The organism is Desulforamulus profundi, assembly GCF_002607855.1.
Genome location: NZ_AWQQ01000017.1, coordinates 165,901 through 180,478, shown reverse-complemented (window position 1 = coordinate 180,478; position 14,578 = coordinate 165,901). Strand labels below are relative to the sequence as shown.

The 14,578-nt window shown below is 47.4% G+C and carries 18 protein-coding genes and 1 pseudogene; 13 read left to right on the top strand and 6 right to left on the bottom strand.

All coding sequences use genetic code 11. The features are described from left to right. The coding region (locus P378_RS02595; protein ID WP_143338393.1) for an IS110 family transposase at positions 1-177 on the bottom strand (177 nt) is incomplete at its 3' end. Positions 178-466: 289 nt separating this feature from the next. On the opposite strand from P378_RS02595, the gene P378_RS02590 reads away from it, so the two are divergent. The 6 genes from P378_RS02590 (at position 467) to P378_RS20720 (ending at position 4,488) form a co-directional block, all read left to right on the top strand. Further along, on the top strand, positions 467-706 hold the full coding sequence (locus tag P378_RS02590; protein WP_099082163.1) for a type II toxin-antitoxin system Phd/YefM family antitoxin: 240 nt from the start codon (positions 467-469) through the stop codon (positions 704-706). Beyond that, positions 703-1,086, top strand: a complete 384-nt coding sequence (locus P378_RS02585) for a type II toxin-antitoxin system death-on-curing family toxin (RefSeq protein WP_099082162.1) — start codon at positions 703-705, stop codon at positions 1,084-1,086. Before P378_RS02590 ends, P378_RS02585 begins: the two co-directional genes overlap by 4 nt. A 376-nt stretch (positions 1,087-1,462) precedes the next feature. Then, complete coding sequence (locus tag P378_RS20730) at positions 1,463-2,239, top strand: YcdB/YcdC domain-containing protein (RefSeq protein ID WP_238472793.1); 777 nt, start codon at positions 1,463-1,465, stop codon at positions 2,237-2,239. Further along, positions 2,236-3,669, top strand: a complete 1,434-nt coding sequence (locus tag P378_RS20725; protein ID WP_238472792.1) for a YcdB/YcdC domain-containing protein — start codon at positions 2,236-2,238, stop codon at positions 3,667-3,669. The genes P378_RS20730 and P378_RS20725 overlap by 4 nt, the downstream gene beginning before the upstream one ends. Positions 3,670-3,974: 305 nt before the next feature. After that, entirely contained in the window at positions 3,975-4,217 is a 243-nt protein-coding gene (locus P378_RS02575) for a hypothetical protein (protein ID WP_238472791.1), read from the top strand. Next, entirely contained in the window at positions 4,201-4,488 is a 288-nt protein-coding gene (locus P378_RS20720; RefSeq protein ID WP_238472790.1) for a hypothetical protein, read from the top strand. Before P378_RS02575 ends, P378_RS20720 begins: the two co-directional genes overlap by 17 nt. A gap of 47 nt (positions 4,489-4,535) precedes the next feature. On the opposite strand, the gene P378_RS20715 is transcribed toward P378_RS20720, so the two are convergent. The 3 genes from P378_RS20715 to P378_RS02560 form a co-directional block, all read right to left on the bottom strand. Beyond that, positions 4,536-5,402: an ATP-binding protein gene (locus tag P378_RS20715; RefSeq protein WP_238472789.1), complete on the bottom strand. Its 867-nt coding sequence runs from the start codon at positions 5,400-5,402 to the stop codon at positions 4,536-4,538. Next, positions 5,399-5,881 (bottom strand): hypothetical protein, encoded by a 483-nt coding sequence (locus P378_RS20710; RefSeq protein ID WP_238472788.1) that lies wholly within the window; start codon positions 5,879-5,881, stop codon positions 5,399-5,401. Before P378_RS20710 ends, P378_RS20715 begins: the two co-directional genes overlap by 4 nt. A gap of 66 nt (positions 5,882-5,947) precedes the next feature. Next, positions 5,948-8,020 (bottom strand): thioredoxin domain-containing protein, encoded by a 2,073-nt coding sequence (locus P378_RS02560; RefSeq protein WP_099082161.1) that lies wholly within the window; start codon positions 8,018-8,020, stop codon positions 5,948-5,950. A 660-nt stretch (positions 8,021-8,680) separates the two neighbouring features. Here P378_RS02560 and P378_RS02555 point away from each other — a divergent pair. The 7 genes and pseudogenes from P378_RS02555 (at position 8,681) to P378_RS22715 (ending at position 12,876) form a co-directional block, all read left to right on the top strand. Further along, on the top strand, positions 8,681-9,166 hold the full coding sequence (locus tag P378_RS02555; RefSeq protein ID WP_238472787.1) for a Crp/Fnr family transcriptional regulator: 486 nt from the start codon (positions 8,681-8,683) through the stop codon (positions 9,164-9,166). 252 nt (positions 9,167-9,418) lie between these two features. After that, positions 9,419-9,673, top strand: coding sequence for a hypothetical protein (locus tag P378_RS18850; RefSeq protein ID WP_143338392.1), 255 nt, complete (start codon positions 9,419-9,421; stop codon positions 9,671-9,673). Continuing rightward, positions 9,624-10,394 carry an SLC13 family permease gene (locus P378_RS02550; RefSeq protein ID WP_238472786.1) on the top strand — a complete coding sequence of 257 codons (771 nt, stop codon included), beginning with the start codon at positions 9,624-9,626 and terminating at the stop codon, positions 10,392-10,394. The genes P378_RS18850 and P378_RS02550 overlap by 50 nt, the downstream gene beginning before the upstream one ends. Then, a pseudogene (locus P378_RS23940) lies at positions 10,394-11,550 on the top strand (FAD-binding protein); the annotation flags it as partial. The gene P378_RS02550 and the pseudogene P378_RS23940, both read left to right, overlap by 1 nt. A gap of 246 nt (positions 11,551-11,796) precedes the next feature. Continuing rightward, positions 11,797-12,189 (top strand): hypothetical protein, encoded by a 393-nt coding sequence (locus P378_RS23935; RefSeq protein WP_420795964.1) that lies wholly within the window; start codon positions 11,797-11,799, stop codon positions 12,187-12,189. An 18-nt stretch (positions 12,190-12,207) separates the two neighbouring features. Then, a complete protein-coding gene (locus P378_RS02540) occupies positions 12,208-12,513 on the top strand; it encodes a 4Fe-4S binding protein (RefSeq protein WP_099082160.1) in 306 nt (101 codons plus the stop codon). Between the two features lie 240 nt (positions 12,514-12,753). Then, positions 12,754-12,876: a hypothetical protein gene (locus P378_RS22715; RefSeq protein WP_274378624.1), complete on the top strand. Its 123-nt coding sequence runs from the start codon at positions 12,754-12,756 to the stop codon at positions 12,874-12,876. 207 nt (positions 12,877-13,083) lie between these two features. Here P378_RS22715 and P378_RS02535 read toward each other — a convergent pair whose 3' ends face one another. Both P378_RS02535 and P378_RS02530 read right to left on the bottom strand, forming a co-directional pair. Further along, positions 13,084-13,881 (bottom strand): ExeA family protein, encoded by a 798-nt coding sequence (locus tag P378_RS02535; protein WP_099082159.1) that lies wholly within the window; start codon positions 13,879-13,881, stop codon positions 13,084-13,086. Next, positions 13,874-14,404, bottom strand: a complete 531-nt coding sequence (locus tag P378_RS02530; protein WP_099082158.1) for a Mu transposase C-terminal domain-containing protein — start codon at positions 14,402-14,404, stop codon at positions 13,874-13,876. Before P378_RS02530 ends, P378_RS02535 begins: the two co-directional genes overlap by 8 nt. Positions 14,405-14,578 lie beyond the last annotated feature (174 nt).

The following is a 14,578-nucleotide window of genomic DNA, read 5'->3' as shown; positions in this document are numbered from 1 at the left end:
GCTTTCCATCGCCACATGGGTGCAACCTTTGGTTTTAAGCCAGTCCACCATAGAAATAAGGTCATCGGTCATTGTTGAAAATGTGCGAATCTCTTTACCTTCAGGAGTGATGACACAGGCCACTACGTTCTTCTTATGAACGTCAAGCCCGCAGCAATGGGTGTACACAACTTCCATGTGTTCTTTCTCCCTCTACGGCAGTTAAATTGAAGGGCTGGGGCAACAACCAGCAGATATTGTGACAGTGGCCCAAATTTTGGGACATGCCAATCTGAATACTACTGTGATATATACGAAGCCGGATAAAAAAACGATGTCGGATGCGCTGGCAAAAGAGGAGGTATGTACAATTGCACATTAGCTAAAAAATGTACAACAAAGATATGTAGCAACAATATATAAATTTTAGGTTAAATAAATCCTAATTATAGTATAATAAAAATAAAAACTCTAAGAAGGTGGTCATATGAATATTAACACGGACTGTATCGTAAGCATTTCTGATGTTAACCAGAATTTCTCTAGAATTGCTCGACTTGTTGACGAAAAGAAAAAAGTTATTGTGATGAAGAACAATAAACCGCGGTATCTAATTATTGATTTTGAAGAATATGAAGCCCAGCGGGTAGAAGAAATGAAGCTTGATAAAATAGCTGATAATATTTTAGAAAAGAACCTAAATGCCTTTAAGAGGTTAGCAGAATGAAATGGCTTTCCATTGATTATATTCTCAAACTACATGAAAAAATGGTACAAAGAACTGGCGGTGCACCTGGTTTAAGAGACATAAAGTTACTACAATCAGCTATTTATAATGCCCAGGCAACTTTTGACGGACAGGATCTTTACCCGGATATAGAAAGCAAAATAGCTGCTGTATGTTATGGGGTCATTAACAACCATCCTTTTGTTGACGGTAATAAGCGAATGGGTATTTATTTAATGCTGATCTTGTTGGACTATAACGATTATCGTATTGAATATGTCGAGGATGAACTTGTGGGTTTAGGATTTGCCATAGCGGAGGGTATATTATCGAAGGAGTATATTGCCCGTTGGATTAAAAAACATAGTGTAACAAAGTAGTTGTTACGCATTCCACCCATGATGCGAAAAGCCTACATTTTACTGTATGTGGTTATTCTATCCTGCGTGCTTCCCCAAAAGGGGGCAACAATCTGTGGTGCACCTGGTCGTTGGGGTCTGTCTATGAGACGGGCTCGCAGCACCAAGTAGATACGACCTCCCTTCGCCAGCCGTAGAATAAAGATTCTTCACAGCACCATTTTCATCCTTCTGCTGGTGCCGCGTCAGCGGCATGGGGGTCTGTAAAGCCCCGGCCAAGCCGGGGCCGTTTTTTCACGTATCATTTTCCACCGGTGCAAATCATTCACAGATCCCTGTAACAAAGTTCAGGGTGAAACGTCTATACTGGTAAAATGATACTAAGGAGTGAGTTCCTTTGGGTAAAAAAATTGTCAGCGCCCTTGTGGCGGGCTGCCTGGCCACCGGCCTGGTATTTAACCAGCCGGTCTTTGCTGAGGTTGTGAAAACTTCTGTCATACCGAAACCACCCACGGAAATTGACGGGGACCTGTCCAAGGCAAAATTTCCCCTGGACAAGGCTATTGAAAAGGCCAAAGAGGTGTTTGCCATCGGCAGTGACTATGAAGGCTTTAAAAGCGGCTTTAATTCCTATGATGGCAGGGCCGAGTGGCAGCTGAACTGGAACCGGGAGACCGAGCCCAGTGGGAATATCTCCGTCCGCATTGACGCTATAACCGGTGAAATCATCGGCATGGACCGCTGGCAGGATATACCCCCGGGCCAGCGGTACAGCGGGCCGCCGAAATACTCCTACGAAGAGGCCGGTAAACTGGCCCGGGAATGGGCCAAAAAGCTAATGCCCCATTACATAAGCCAGACCCGGCTGGTTCCCAACCAGGAGCAGCCCTTTTTTGGTTACGGCGACAGGGGACCCGCAGAGTACTATTATAACTTTGCCAGGGTTGTCAATGGCGTTACCTTTCCGGAACACAACATTTATGTCCGGATAAACGGTGACGCCGGGGAAATTATGGGTATTAACTTGAACTGGGATAACAAGCTGAATTTCCCTTCCGTCGCCGGTAAAATTTCCACCGCCCAGGCCGAAAAGGTTTTTGGAGAAAATGTGGAACTGGTTTATTTCCGCCCCCCTGGCCCCAGGCAACGCCGGTCAAGCTGGTGTACCGGGTGAAAAATGGTTCCGGGCTGCTGATTGACGCCTTAACCGGTAAAGTCATTGATGACCACGGCTATTACTATTATGACCGTGGCGGCATGGGCGGCGATATGGCCATGGAAAAGCCCGTGAAACAGGATTTGACGCCGGCGGAGCAGGCAGAGGTGGATAAGCTGAAAAACCTGCTCAGCGCTGAAAAGGCCCTGGAGCAGGTGAAAAAGGTCATTCATATACCCTCCGACCTGAAACAGGGCGAAAGTCGTCTAAGTTACGATTATCAATACCCGGAACAAAAGCAATGGAATTTTTACTGGAGTAGTGAAAAGGAGTCCTCCTATCAAAGCATCAGCGCTTCTGTTGACGCTGTAACAGGTGAGCTGGTCAGCTTTAACAAATGGCAGAAGGAATATGAAGAACCAGCCGGTAAACAGCCCCGTTTTACAGAGGAACAAGCCCAAAAGGCAGCTGAGGATTTTATCAAGAAACAGCAATCCCGGCGTTTTGCCGAAATCAAACTGGAGCACAGTTGGAGTGTTAACTATAGCGCAAAAGGAATACCGGGAATCTATCGTTTCTCCTATGTTCGGTTGGTAAACAACATTCCCTTTGGCAACAACGGTTTTGATGTAGAAGTCAATGCCTATACCGGGGAGGTTACCGGCTACCGGATGGCCTGGTGGAATTTGAGTTTCCCCAAGCCGGCGGCTTTGCTGGATAAAGAAAAGGCCGTCAGCGCCTTCCTGGCAGACGGAGGTTTGGCCCTGGACTATATAAGAATTTACCGGGAGAAAAACGATTCCCGGGTGAGCCTGGTCTACCGCTTAAAGGACTGCCCGTCCTACATGATCGATGCCCAAACAGGAAAGTATCTTAATTGGAACGGGGAACCCATCCCACCCAGGAAGACCGACACGTTTACCGACATCGCCGGGCACCCGGCGGAAAATGATATTAAACAACTGGCCAGGGCCAATATTGTTAAGAGTGACGACGGCAAATTTTATCCCGACCGGAATATCACCAAGCTGGAGGCCCTGGAGATGCTGGTGGCCAGCCGCGGCTGGTACATGGAGCCGCCGTACCGGATGCTGCAGGACGGCAAAGAACAAGAAGAACAGAGAAAAAGGTTGATCAATGCCGCCCTCAGCCTGGGCATCATTACAGCCGACGAAACAAAGGATTTGGATAAAGAGCTGACCCGTCTGGAAATGGCCAGGCTCATGATTAACACCCTGGATTATGACGGTGCCGCCAGGATTGCCGGTATTTACACCTTGAAGACCAAAGATGCCAACCTGATTCCCCAGGACATGAAGGGGTATGCAGCCCTGAGCCTGGGACTGGGGCTGCAGAGCGACCATAAGGGCTTTTATGCTCCCCATGAGAAAGTTACCCGCGGCTTTGCCGCCATGTCCGTGGTTCGCATGTTAAAAGTGCAAAAGTAGCGTTAAGCATTAAGTACCTGTCCTTTGGGGCAGGTACTTTTTCATTGAATGGACAATTTCTGATCCCCGGTTTCATAAGATATAGAAATGGAAAACAGGAAGGGGAGCCGCCATGCCGCAAGTTTCTATTGTGATTCCTTGCAAAAATGAAGGACGGTTTATGGAGAAATTTCAAATTCCCCTCTAACGAGGTTAACAACCCTTAAACCAGCGGGATAAGATAAGCCTAGATACCAAATATTGGTGTTGCGAACTGTGAGCAAGGACAGAGCCAGCCCGATGTTTTGGAAAGGAAGTCGTTAAATGTGAGATTTTTCGGTATCAGTGATTTGCACCTTTCCTTTACCAAACCAGCAGACCCGAGCAACTGGGAGCAGGTGGAACTTCATAAACCCATGGATATCTTTAATCCCGAGTGGCACAGGCACTACCAGAAAATTTATGAGAACTGGTGGGCCCTGGTGCAACCGGATGATATTGTTCTGCTGCCCGGAGATATCTCCTGGGCCACCAGGCTGGAGGAAGCCCGGCATGATGTGGATTTTTAGGACTGCTGCCGGGCACCATTTATGCTGTGCCGGGCAGCCACGACTACTGGTGGCAGGGTATTTCCAAAACCCGTGCCTTTGTTCCCGGCAACGTCAAGCTGATTCAAAACGACCATGCATGGTGTTTGACCGGCAGAAGTTAATAAACGGGGAATTGGCCCCCTTTATCCGCGTTAGCAAAGAACAGGCGGCCAGTGGCATCACCGATGAGGAATTGGATGCCTTGATCCAGGTTATGATGGAACAAGAAAAACACCAGGAACTAAAATAAAGGAAAATCCCTTACCTTCCTACCGGTAAGGGATTTTTGGTCCAATGCTAGAAAATGTTAAAGTCGTCTCTGTCCTTGATATGGTCAATGAATTGACGGGCGGTTCGACCGGAACGCTCGCTGTTCCGGAGGGTCCACTGCAGGGCCAGCCTTTCCAAAGTAGCGGCATCAATCTGAATGCCTTCCTGTGCCGCCAGTTCCCGGACAATATTTAAGAAAGCTTCCTTGTCCGGCGCCAGGAACGTGATTTTCAGACCAAAGCGGTCCGCCAGCGAAAGTTTTTCCTGCATGGTGTCCCCGGGATGAACTTCGCCGTCATCGGCCACCCGGGTGGTCCGTTCTCCAAAATACTCTTTGATGAGGTGTCTTTGATTGGAGGTTACATAAATACAAACATTGGCCGGCTGCTGTTCCAAACTGCCCTCCAGCTGTGTTTTAAATTCTTTGTATTCCGTTTCGGTTTCCTCAAAGGACAGGTCGTCGATGAAAATAACAAATTTGAGAGGGATTTTTCTTAAAAAACCTGTAAGTTTTTGCAACCCTCCCAGGTTCTTCCTCGACACTTGTACCAACCGCAGGCCCAGGGGGCCGTACTCATGCAGCAGGGCTTTGATGGTGGAGGACTTGCCGGTCCCCCTGTCCCCGTACAGCAGCAGGTTATGGGCAGGCCGCCCCTTCAGCAATCGTTCGGTATTGTCCAGCACCTGTTTTCTCTGTCGCTCGTAACCGATCAACTGGTGCAAACGTATGGGGTCCGGTTCCTCAAGGCCTGCCAATTGATAACCGGCAGGCGTTGCTTCCCAGCGGAAGGCCCAGTAGCGGGCAAATTCACCAAAACCCGCCCTGCGGTAAAAGTCCATAAAATCCGGCAGCAGGTCCGGCCAGTGCTGGGAGAGGAGCAATTTTTCCTTCATTTCCAGGACCGGGCCACAGACCGGGTGCGGCCCTGGCCCGGGGAACCGGCAGCATACCCGGACAGTCTAAAGACGCCGGGGGAATCATGAAAGAGTTCTTCCAAGACGCTTAAACCTTGCTGGCAAAGAACCTGCAGTTTGCACAGGTCATGCAGAAAGGCGCCCTGCAGCAGGGGTGAAATTTCCTGCTGGCCGGCGGATTGCCTGGCAAATAAATGATCCTCAAACAAGATTAAATTGAACAGGTGGTTTTGCCACGGGTTGCCTGCCGGGGGCAGATGCCGGTTGGCGGCTGACTCCAAAAGAAGCCCGGCCAACCGGTGGTACTCCGGCAACAGGTTGCAGAGCGGTGTTTTAGGTTCAAGGGCTGCCGCCGTGGCAATGTTGTGGAAACACTGTACGGCGGCATCCCTGGTGATTCCTCGCCAAAGGGTCAAGCTGTTAAAGGCTTGATAGAGATTGAATAACGGCTCGGACATGTTTTATCGCCTCCGGTAAGTTGATTACCGGAAATAATTCTACCCTTGCCCGGTTTGTCCCTGCCTTTATTTTGCAAGGGCAGCCTGCAGTTGCCCTGAATCTGTGACAGGCTCTCGGCAGGCAAAATTTTTACAAATATAGGCCGTCGCCTTACCCTCCACCGGGATTTTATCCTTTGTCAGGGGCAGCCATTCCGCCAACTTGTCCACATCGGTTCCCTCATAACGGACCATCATGACCGCGTTGGGCAGAAATGCCCGCTGAACGGTATGAATCATTTGCCGGAGGTCCGGATCTTCCCGTTTGCCGGACAGGACGATCTCCAGGGGAGGCTCCTGGAACAAATAGGCCGCCATCATAAAGAAAGAATAACCGGCAGGGTACCGCTCCAATTCCCGGGCAAAGCTTTTCAGTTGTTGGTGGGCCAGTTCCTCAAAGCGGGTCTTACCGGTCAACCTGGCCAGCCGAAACAGGTTCACGGCAGCCACAGAATTGCCCGAGGGAATAGCCCCGTCGTAGATTTCCTTGGGACGGCTTATCAGTTGCTCACTGTCCTTGCCATAGAAGAAAAAGCCGCCATGTTCCCGGTCCAGGAACAGTTCAATCATATCCTCGGTTAAACCTGCGGCTTTTTCAAGATAACCCGGGTCAAAGGTGGCCTCATAAAGCTCCAGCAGGCCCCAAACCAGAAAGGCATAATCATCCAAATAGGCCGGGTAGGCAGCTTCTCCTGCACGGTAACGGGCCAGCAGGCGGCCGTCTGGCCGGCGCAACTTGTGAAAGATAAATGCCGCCGCCCTTTCGGCGGCTTCGCGGTATCTTTCGCTCCGGAATACCCTGGCCCCCCGGGCCATGGCCGCGATCATTAAGCCGTTCCAGGAAGTGAGGATTTTATCATCCTTGTAAGGGTGGATTCTCTTTTCACGTTCTTCAAACAACCGCACCCTGCATTTTTCCAATCCCTCCACCAGGTCTTCCAGAGAAATACCCAGTTCCTCCGCAAATTGCAGGGGGTTTTGCCCGATGAGGTTGGGGATGCTGCTGCCCTCAAAATTACCCCCGGGAGTTATATCATAGTAACGACAAAACAACTCCCCGTCCACCCGACCGAGGATGTCGATGACTTCTTGGGGTTGCCAGACATAAAACTTTCCCTCCACCCCTTCGGAATCCGCGTCCTCCGCCGAGTAAAAACCTCCTTCGGGGGAGGTCATATCCCGCAAAACATAGGTAGAGATCTCCCTGGCCACCCGCCCGAACCGGGGGTTGCCGGTAACCTGATAAGTCTCCAGAAAGGCAAGGGCCAGCAGGGCATTGTCATACAGCATCTTCTCAAAGTGGGGCACCAGCCACTTTCTGTCAACGGAGTAACGGGCAAAGCCAAACCCGATGTGATCATAAATGCTGCCCCGGTGCATGGCGTCCAGCGTTTCCTCCACCATGGTCACGGCCTTTTGTTGCTTGGTTTTTTGATAATAACGCAGCAAAAACATCAGGTTGTGGGGTGTCGGGAATTTAGGGGCGGCGCCAAACCCGCCGTAGGTGGCATCGTAATTTCTTTCCAGCAACCGGTAGGCTTTGTCCAGAATATCCGGCGGCAGTCTACCGGGGGAGGAAGTGGCTTCCCGCTGCAAATGACGGGTCAGTTGATCGCCCACCTCCAGCAAACGATGACATTCCGATTTCCATAACTGGGCAATTTGTTCCAAGATCTCAATCAAACCGGGCCTGCCGTAGCTTGCCTTTTTTGGGAAATAGGTTCCCGCAAAGAAGGGCCTCTGATCCGGCGTCATCATGATGGTCAAAGGCCAACCGCCCGAACAGGTGAGGGCCTGGCAGACACTCATGTAAATCTGGTCCACATCCGGCCGCTCTTCCCGGTCCACTTTGATGGGAACAAAATGCTTGTTTAACACCTCGGCCACATCTTCCGACTCAAAGCTTTCCCGTTCCATTACATGGCACCAGTGACAGGTGGAATAGCCCACCGAGAGGAAGATCGGTTTGTCCTCTTGCCGGGCTTTGTCAAAGGCTTCTTGGCCCCAGGGATACCAGTCCACAGGATAGTGAGCATGCTGCAGCAGGTAAGGTGATTTCTCGTTTATTAAGCGATTGGTATTTTGGGTAGCTAAAGACATCAACGTATACCACCTAATTTTCCTTTGGATTAGTATAATTCAAAAAGATGAACAATTATTGAAATTGTTATGATTTAATGATTACTTTTTACAACAAATATGGTTTTAAAGTTTGGTTAATCTCTAAAATATCCCGGGATGTCCCCGGGGACATGAGTCTGTTGAGACAGTGAGACAATACACAGAGAACGGTTCTTTCCAAATGAACCTGATTACCAAAAGACTTTTAAAATGGATTATGGGCATTATATAAAGGATGATTTACAGGTAATCGTCTCTTCGGGCTAAGGAACATGGGGGGCCGCCTGTGCGTATAGGAACTCAATCAGAAGTTGTTAACATTAAATTCAAAAAGTAATAACCCGGGGGCATTATGCCCTTAGAGATATTGCAACTTTAAAAAAATTATTACTTATTAATCCGAAGCAAAATTAGTATATAATTTTTAATAACTAGCTACTGGCGAAGTGTACAAATATTTAGGGGGATGCTATGTTGCAGTTGTCAGACAGCGAGATGGACTATTTGAATAAAATAGGTTCAGTAATTAATTATCCGAAGGGTCAAATTATATTTTCAGCAGGGCAGAAAACAAATGAGGTCTACTTTATCAAAAGAGGGCTTGTGAAGATTTAACGCACTACAGCAGACGGTCGTCAGGTGTCTGTAGCCCTCCGTCATCCGGAGGATTTTATCGGTTTAGCCGAGATACTTAGCGATCATAAAGAGCGGGACTATAGTGCGGAAGCAATGGACAATGTATCAATATTAATCAAGTGGCAGGACGCTTTCAGAAAGATGCTAACGGAAATACCTGAGTTTACTGCAAAAGTAATGAAACTGATGAGTGACCGGTTAAGGGAAGCGCAAAATACCATTTATGATTTTATCATGAATCCTACCCAGGGGAGGCTCGCCATTTTTCTTTTGAATATGGCAGAGCGTGCAGGTGTTGAAGAGGAGGATGGTATTATTTATGTGCGTTTGCGGGTGACCCAAGAAGAACTGGCCTGTGTTATTAATTCTGCCCGTCAAACAGTCTCGTCCCTCCTTAACCTGTTAAAAGAAGACGGCAGCATTCAGTATGAAGGCAGAGAGATTGTTGCCGTGAATCCGAGCAAAATTAAAACCTGGATTCAGGACTAAACAAAACAGAAAGATAACAAGAGCAATCCAGCCGACGAAATAAAGGTCACCTGCACGACCATAATTTTGTCGACTGGATTTATTATTTTTATATCGCAAAAACGACATAAAAGTGTCCTACATTCGGTGTTATCAAGCAGACGACATTGCTAAAATCTTCACAACAAGGGAAAACGGTTGACAAAGGGGTGAGTTAACAGGTCGAACAGGGTCAATTCCTAGGTGAAAGAATAAAGAAACGGAGGGTTGTACATGTCGGATGCTTCTCCACAAGCAAAGGCACAGAATACCGTGACCAAAGCTAAATCAACTGAAACTACAAAAAATAATTATGCACTGCCTGGATTCATTCTTTCTTGGGTTGTTTTTGCTGCTATCTTAACAATGGTACCTAATTCCCAGGAACTAACTGCTGGCGGTAAAGGAAGATGTGATCACTTGGGGTACCTGGGCCTGGATGAACTGGCCTTTGTTAGGGATTTTGGTTATCATGTATTACTGGGTTAACTGGGTAATGAAATCGAAAAATATCGAGGTGCCCGGTGGTATAGGGGAAATTAAGCGCCAAAAAGATGAACTTGGAAAAATGACGTTTACCGAATGGATTGTATTGATTTGCTTTGGTGTAGCCATTTTACTTTGGGCAACTGAACAGTTTCATGGTTTGAAAATGGCACTTGTTACCCTGGGTGTAGAGATGGTTTTATTCATTCCCGGACTCACCAATCTTTCCTGGAAAAAGGTACAGTCCAATACTATTTTTGGCACATGGTTGTTGCTCTGTGGTTCCCTTTCACTGGTAACCGCTTTTGAAAAGACTGGCGTTGATAAGTGGATTGCCTCCCATCTGATGGGTTTAGCACCGTCTTGGGGCTGGATTGGTGTAAGTATCTTTATTTGTATCACTGTTCAGATCACTCGACTGGGTATAGTCAGTAATGTAGCAGCTGTTACTCTATTAGCGCCCAACGTGGCGGCAATGGCCCCGATGCTTGGGTTGAATACCGTAGCCTTTACCATGATGGTGTTAAATGTTGACAGTTATGCCTTTGTACTCCCCATCTCAGTAACAGCCTGTTTGATTGCTTATGGTACGGAAGAGTATAGCTTTGCTGAATTTGTTAAAGTAGGGGCTCCCCTTACCTTGATGGTTATTCTGTATATGGTCTTTGTAATGCTGCCGTGGTACGCAGTAACCGGGTATCCAATCTGGGAACCCATGAAATAATGAATCATGAAATAATGAATAAGGAGGAAGATGAAATGCCGAGAGCCAGTTTACCTAAATCCATTGACAAAATTGAAGAGGTTCGCGTAGATACAGATATCCTAATTATCGGCGCAGGGAATGCCGGCTGTTTCGCCGCTATCGAAGCCAAGCGCATTAACCCCGATTTAAAAGTTACATTAATGGAAAAAGCACATATTGACCGTAGCGGATGCCTGGCCGGTGGTATGGACGCCATTAACACCTATATTAAAAAAGGGCGTACCATCGAAGAATTTGTGCGTTGGAGCCGTTCCCAGGCCGGTGGTTTGCTGCGGGAAGACTTGACCATTACAATGGCCGAAGTTTTAAACAAGCCTATCGAAGAGTGGGAAGAGTGGGGTATGCCCATTAAATATGAGGAGGATGGCGAGGAATACAAGACACGCGGCAAATGGGACATAACCATTAGTGGTTCCGAAATGAAAGTTATTCTGGCTGAAAAAACCCGGGAGTATGGTTGTGAAATTATTAACCGTGTTGTGGCCACCAACTACTTAATAGATGGCAACAAAGTTATCGGTGCCATTGGTTTCGGTGTGCGGGATGGCAAAGTTTATATTATCCGTGCCAAGCTACCATTATTGCCACTGGCGGAGCAGCCGGGCTTTATAAGCCTTATCAAAATGACGGCAACGATAGTCACCACCAGCTCTGGTATTGCCCTTTTAATGTTGGTACCGGTTTTGCAATGGGTATTCGGGTTGGCTCAGAAATGACCACCTTTGAAATGCGTTGGTGCGCCACAAGAACAAAGGATTTCAATGGACCCATTGATACCATTTCGGTTGGTTATAAAACACCGATGATTAACTGCAAGGGAGAACAAATTCTAAAAACCCGCTACGCGCATTTGGGTGGAGATGCTGCCCCCCGCTTTATTAGAGCCAACCTACCTATGGAAGAGTGGCGTGAAGGTCGTGGACCCTGCTATGTGGATACCACCCACATGACCCCCGAACAAATCTATGACATGAAGTACGATTATCTTAACGAGCGTCCCAGCTACGTGTTGTTCCTTGCCAGCCGGGCACAGGATTTAAGCAAAGAACCCATTGAAATCTATGGTTCTGATCCGTACATTGTTGGTGGCCACACAGCCAGTGGTTATTGGGTAGACGTAAAAAGAGCAACCACCTTGCCGGGACTGTATGCCTGTGGGGATGTGGCCGGTGGTACACCTAATAAATTTGTAGGAGGTTGTGCTGCAGAAGGGTTGTTGGCTGCCAGGGCTGCAGTTGAGTATGTGGCTGGCGTAGAACTTGGAAATATCAACGAAGACCAAATTATCCGGGAAAAAAATAGGATCTTTGCACCCGCTTTCCGCCAGGCCATTGTCGGTGATGGTGTGAAGCCCAGAGAAATGGAAGAAAGATTGCAGCGTCTGATGGATGAGTATGCAGGTGGTGTGCACCAGTTCTTTAGAATGAATAAAGAAGGCCTGGAATATGCGCTGCGCCATATCAAAATTATGAAGGATCAGGTCAAATATCTGGTGGCTTCCGATCTACATGAGCTTATAGAGGCTCATGAAGTTATCGACAGATTAGACGTAGCTGAGGTGCTGGTGCATCACCTCATGTACCGTGAAGAAACCAGATGGCCGGGTTGGCAGACCCGTGCCGACTTCCCGGATAAAAACGATGAGAAGTTTGACTGCTTTGTTAACTCCCGGTACAATCCCGAAACCGGAGAAGTAGAAATCTTTACCCGCCCCTATGAGCAAATCATCCCGGGTGACCGCCTAAAACCCTAAGAACAGGAGGTAAAAGATATGCCGCCAGTAGTATACACGGAAAAATGCAGAGGCTGTGGAAAATGCGAAGAAGTATGTCCCGGTGATTTAATGGAATTAACTGAAAACAAAAAGGCAGTTTGTCGGTCTGCCAGGGATTGCTGGGACTGCATGGCCTGTGTAAAAGCTTGTCAATTCGATGCCATTGAAACAAGAATTCCTTATCAACTGGGATATTACCCTGCAAGGCTTATCCCTAAAATGCGGGAGAAAGAAATTGAGTGGACCTGTATTGACATAAACGGAAAAGTAGAGAAGTTTTTGGTTAAGACCCGTAATAAGTAAAATAATAAAAGTAATTACAAAGAAGCCGACCAGCGATATATTTCGGGTCGGCTTCTGTAATCATCAATAATCCCCTTTATTTTTCTCTTACAGTTACAGGACGAAAATGGCTTCTTTAGCTAATATAATTTGCCATTAGATAAATGGCAAAATAAATAGGCAGACCATACACTTTTTATTCATATTTTCTCCCGACCCGGCATACATTAATAAGGTAGTCGCTTTTGAAGGAGTGATCATATGAATAAGGAGCTAATAAATGAGATTCTGGACAGTATCGGCCTGGAAAGTATTCACCTGGAGAATGAGAAAAGGTTTCCCGAGGAGTCGATTGCTCTAACCTTCAACAAAAATAATGAATAAAACCCGAGATATGGCTGTAGCGAACCACGCTGTTTGACGGTAACCAGTTCATTGCCAATTTCGGTAAATAACCATGTTTCAAACTACCGCCAATGACGGTGAGAAGGTACTGCTTCTCCTCCGTCATTGGCATTGTTGTTTATGAATTACTCACTTCAAATGGCAACAATCGATTTTATCTTGCTCACTGCCCAACATAGATGGCGGTTAAATTGGCTCATCCTCCATGCTTTTCCGCACAATATCAGCATCAATGGTGGGACTGTCAGCTTCTATGGCTGCAATGATTGCATATCGGCAAATATTGTTGATGCGCCGGGGGACCCCCTTTGAAAATTGATAAATAAACTCGATCGCCTCTTCTGTGAATATCTGCCGATCCAGCCCTGCCACACGCAGATGGTGGAGGATATAGGGGCCGATCTCTTCTTCCCCAAGGGACGGTAGTTTGTATTGTACTGTGATACGCTGGCGAATACATTCAAGAATCTGCAATCGTAGGGTTTCTGTAAGTTGAGGTTGCCCAATCAGGAGCACAGTTAAGGGGGAAAAGGAGTCCGCCTGGTAGTTCAGAACAAAGCGTAATTCACCCAGCATTTGAACAGAGAGCTCCTGAGCTTCGTCTATGACCACTATGTCTTTTACCCCTTTCTGGCTCCACTCCAGCATTGATTGGCTTACCAGGCGCTTGTTTTCTGACATTCCTCGGCGGGGTTGGACATTGATTTGGTAGAGTAAGTTTTTGTAGAATTCCCCTGGCGTCAGTTCAGAGTGGGCCAGATAAATGAAACGATACCGGGATGCATCCAGGTTATGCATGGTGGCCCGTAGGGTTGTGGATTTACCTGAGCCGACATGACCGGTAACTACAGCCAAACTGCCCGTTTCGATAGCATGGCGTAGACGAGCCAAAAGCTCTTGGTGCCCCCGGGAGATAAATATTTCAGTAGCGGGCAGATTTCTTGAGAAAGGTTCACGGTTAAAGGGGAAGTAAGGACTATTCACTCTGCTTCACCCCCATTACTCTGGCAAAGGAAACTCCAGCTTTAGCTTTGGCGTGTGCCGTATGTTCAGCCACAATGGCTTCCATTGCTGCGTTTAGAGCCTGGTTAGAAACTTCTTGACGTTCCTGCACCCGTTTTTCGGTAAAGTTTTTCATGAGGTAGGGCTTGGCTTCACAGCAAAATTCCCCCTCTGAGTAAATTAACATATGGTTCAAGTTGTAGGGGTTGTAGCGCACCTCCACGTTTTTGCCCATCAAGTTTTCCGCCACTTCATACTGGTTACCGTAGATTTTGATGGTGGCAAGGGAGGTAACTTGGCGGCCTTCTCTCCACAAGAAGGCTTCCCTTGCGGTTTCTGGTTCCACTTGCCGAGATAAAATTTTTCCTTCGGTAACGGCCTGCTCCATTGCTTGGGCTGGACTGATTTTTAAACTACCATGACGGCAGGTATGATATCGTTGTTCTACCCAAGCTATTAAGAACCGGTTAACCTCAGCTAGGTTTTGAACTTTCCCGGATTCCATTTGACTTCGTAGTAGGGGCTCAAATTTTTCAGCTACTGTTCTAAACCAACGTTCTATTCGTCCGCGCCCTTGGGGTTGTCGGGGACGGCTATGGTGGATTTGAAAGCCTAATTCCGCAGCTATTCTTTTCAGGTGTATTTGTCAACTCAAAATTCCCCCATATGGCCATTAAAA

What these genes read in the sequence shown, in the direction of transcription:
- P378_RS02530 (WP_099082158.1), bottom strand. Translation starts at nt 14,404, where the DNA reads ATGGAATCCGGGAAAGTTCAAAACCTAGCTGAGGTTAACCGGTTCTTA.
- P378_RS02560 (WP_099082161.1), bottom strand. Translation starts at nt 8,020, where the DNA reads ATGTCTTTAGCTACCCAAAATACCAATCGCTTAATAAACGAGAAATCA.
- P378_RS20715 (WP_238472789.1), bottom strand. Translation starts at nt 5,402, where the DNA reads ATGAAGGAAAAATTGCTCCTCTCCCAGCACTGGCCGGACCTGCTGCCG.
- P378_RS18850 (WP_143338392.1), top strand. Translation starts at nt 9,419, where the DNA reads ATGTCGGATGCTTCTCCACAAGCAAAGGCACAGAATACCGTGACCAAA.
- P378_RS23935 (WP_420795964.1), top strand. Translation starts at nt 11,797, where the DNA reads ATGGAAGAAAGATTGCAGCGTCTGATGGATGAGTATGCAGGTGGTGTG.
- P378_RS02540 (WP_099082160.1), top strand. Translation starts at nt 12,208, where the DNA reads ATGCCGCCAGTAGTATACACGGAAAAATGCAGAGGCTGTGGAAAATGC.
- P378_RS20720 (WP_238472790.1), top strand. Translation starts at nt 4,201, where the DNA reads ATGATGTGGATTTTTAGGACTGCTGCCGGGCACCATTTATGCTGTGCC.
- P378_RS22715 (WP_274378624.1), top strand. Translation starts at nt 12,754, where the DNA reads ATGAATAAGGAGCTAATAAATGAGATTCTGGACAGTATCGGCCTGGAA.
- P378_RS02550 (WP_238472786.1), top strand. Translation starts at nt 9,624, where the DNA reads ATGAACTGGCCTTTGTTAGGGATTTTGGTTATCATGTATTACTGGGTT.
- P378_RS02585 (WP_099082162.1), top strand. Translation starts at nt 703, where the DNA reads ATGAAATGGCTTTCCATTGATTATATTCTCAAACTACATGAAAAAATG.
- P378_RS02590 (WP_099082163.1), top strand. Translation starts at nt 467, where the DNA reads ATGAATATTAACACGGACTGTATCGTAAGCATTTCTGATGTTAACCAG.
- P378_RS20710 (WP_238472788.1), bottom strand. Translation starts at nt 5,881, where the DNA reads ATGTCCGAGCCGTTATTCAATCTCTATCAAGCCTTTAACAGCTTGACC.